The following is a 2,821-nucleotide window of genomic DNA, read 5'->3' on the forward strand; positions in this document are numbered from 1 at the left end:
CGTCATCGCCGATTTCAGGAATCGGGAATTCTTTGATATCATAATGTTCTAATGCTGTCAGCATTGCTACCTTTGAAGTTGCCGGAATAGTTCCAGCTGCTTTAACAGGAGCTGCTGCCGGTGCTGCACTGCTGGTATTACCCTGCATTTCAGAAAGCACCTGTTTTACGATTTCTTCTATATTCATTTCCACGTCTATCACTCCTTATCTGATGCAAAGTGCATCGCCCATTACACATCTTCTGCTCTTAGTAAAGTTTTTAGCGGAGGTTAATCCTTCACCTGTACGGCTGCAGATTGTGAAAGTAGGATATCCTTCTCCTCCAAATCCAAGTGCTGCATAAGATGGGGCATTTTTAACAAAGATCGCGGTGTCGATCATTTTACCAAACTTTGTAAGGTTATTTACATTTGTTGAATGCATATGTGCGGAATGTCTGTTGCCATGTTCTAATTCAACGGCAATACCCATACCCTCTTCTACATTCTTTACTCTTACGATACCCAGAATCGGCATCATAAGCTCTTCCCAGATCATAGGATTTGTTTTTTCACCTTCGAATATGATACAACGGATTTCATCGCCAACCGTAACTCCGATTTTGCTAAGAAGAACTTTTGCACTGCGTCCAACGCACTGTCTGTTCAGGGTTCTCTTACCGTTTTTCTCATTGAAAACAGTCTGGATTAATTTCTGAACTTCTTCTGCGTTTGCATGATAACATCCAACCTGTTCCATATGGTAGATCAGCTCGTCCGCTATCATATCAACTGCAACAACTTCCTTTTCAGCAATACAAGGCAGGTTATTGTCAAATGTACATCCATTGATGATATCTTCCGCAGCTTTCGGGATATTAGCTGTTTCATCAACTAAAACAGGTGGATTTCCTGCGCCCGCTCCCATTGCTCTCTTACCGGAAGAAAGAACGGTGGTTACTACACCCGGGCCTCCTGTTGCTACTAATAATGAGATATCTTTATGTGAGAAAATTACTTTACTGACTTCCATAGTCGGTTCTGTTACAGCAACGGCTATATTTTCCGGTCCGCCTACTTCAACACTGGCTCTGTTAATCATATCAATTGCCAGATTTGAAACATTTTTAGCAGATGGATGTGGTGCAAATACAACTGTGTTTCCTGCTGCGATCATTCCGATAGAATTACATACTACGGTTTCCGTAGGGTTCGTAGACGGACAAACTGCACCGATAACTCCGAACGGTCCCATTTCCACCAGAGTAAGTCCTCTGTCTCCTGACCATGCTACTGTAGTAAGATCCTCTGTTCCAGGGGTCTTTTCAGCAACCAGCTGGTGTTTTAAAATTTTATGTCCTACATTTCCCATTCCGGTTTCTTCTACACCCAGCTCTGCAAACATTTTTGCATTTTCCAGTGTCTTCTTACGGATATTGGAGATGATCTTTTCACGAAACTCTAATGGCATTGGCTGAATTTCTTTCTGGGCTTCTTTTGCTGCTGCAATTGCATCATTGATATCATCAAATACACCCAGTAATTTTTCAGAAGATCCTGCCGGTTTATCCGCCGTCGTACCCATGCCTTTTAACACGCTTCGAACAATATCTTGAATTTCTTGTTCGTTAATAGCCATTATGTGGTACCCCCTTATTTCATCTGAGCAAGGATTTTCTTTGTCACTTCAGCAACGATTGCTTCAACGCTAGGTTCGTCAGCTTTTGCAGATCCACAGTTGCAGCCTTCTGCTGAGTGGCATCCGCCGCCGCATTTTCCACCTAATTCAGCGCAGATATTTGCAGGATGTTTTCCAGGAAGACCCATCTGTCTTCTGATTTCATATAATTTAGCGATCTGCTCTTTGTCAAATTCCTTTGGTCCGCCAAGCATTTTGGATTTGTATAATAACTCTGCGTAGAATTCAACAGATTCCATTTTGTGGTAAGCAGCTAACAGGTCTGTGCTCCATGTTAAAGCTCCGTGGCTTTCCAGTAATACTGCATCATAATATGGTAAGTATTTTTCTACGTTATCTGGAATTTCAACGGTAGAAGGTGTACCGTATTCAGCGATCGGAACGCATCCTAAAGCGATAACTGCTTCCGGCATAATTGGCTGAGTTAAAGGAATACCTGCGATTGCAAAGCTTGTTGCAAATGTAGGATGAGCATGTACTACTGCTCCAACATCCGGTCTTTTTTCGTAAACTCTCATATGCATTTTGATTTCAGATGAAGGTCTGAAGTTTCCGTTTGCCTGAAGAACATTTCCTTTTGCATCTACTTTACAGATAAATTCCGGTGTCATGAATCCTTTGGAAACACCTGTTGGTGTACATAAGAACTCGTTATCGCTTATTTTTACTGAAATGTTACCGTCGTTTGCAGCAACCATATTTCTGTCGTAAATTCTCTTACCGATCTCACAAATTTGTTTTTTGATTTCATATTCATTAGCCATGAAAAAAATCCTCCTTACATGTTTGTTTGTGTTGTTTTATTTTTGGTTTAATTTATTTTAACACGAATGCCACTAAAAATCAACATCTTTCTCAATAATTTTTAGGACAAAAAAAACCCTGTAAAATACAGGGTTTCAGAGGAATTAACAGATTTTGGGGACAGGGTTTTCTTCACTCCACACAATACCACGCAATCCCAAATCCAAAGATTTGATAAAAATTTATCATTGTATCATGCCGGGCTTATAGAAGACATATTGGTTTCTGCCCCGGCGTTTTGCTTCATATAATGCCAGATCTGCCTTTTTGTATAATCCGTCAAAATCTTTTCCGTCTTTTGGATAGACGGCAATTCCAAGACTCCCGGTAATATTATAG

Annotated in this window: 3 protein-coding genes and 1 pseudogene; all 4 read right to left on the reverse strand. The window is 40.7% G+C overall.

All coding sequences use genetic code 11. The features are described from left to right. Positions 1 to 193 (reverse strand): annotated as a pseudogene (locus ACH2DQ_RS16095) (theronine dehydrogenase); the annotation flags it as partial. 12 nt (positions 194 to 205) lie between these two features. Beyond that, positions 206 to 1,618: an aldehyde dehydrogenase family protein gene (locus ACH2DQ_RS16100; RefSeq protein ID WP_394912450.1), complete on the reverse strand. Its 1,413-nt coding sequence runs from the start codon at positions 1,616 to 1,618 to the stop codon at positions 206 to 208. A 14-nt stretch (positions 1,619 to 1,632) separates the two neighbouring features. Beyond that, positions 1,633 to 2,442, reverse strand: a complete 810-nt coding sequence (locus ACH2DQ_RS16105; protein ID WP_027293691.1) for a class II aldolase/adducin family protein — start codon at positions 2,440 to 2,442, stop codon at positions 1,633 to 1,635. A 225-nt stretch (positions 2,443 to 2,667) separates the two neighbouring features. Continuing rightward, complete coding sequence (locus ACH2DQ_RS16110; RefSeq protein ID WP_395027416.1) at positions 2,668 to 2,814, reverse strand: diguanylate cyclase domain-containing protein; 147 nt, start codon at positions 2,812 to 2,814, stop codon at positions 2,668 to 2,670. Positions 2,815 to 2,821 lie beyond the last annotated feature (7 nt).

The sequence above is a fragment of the Robinsoniella sp. genome, from assembly GCF_034124845.1.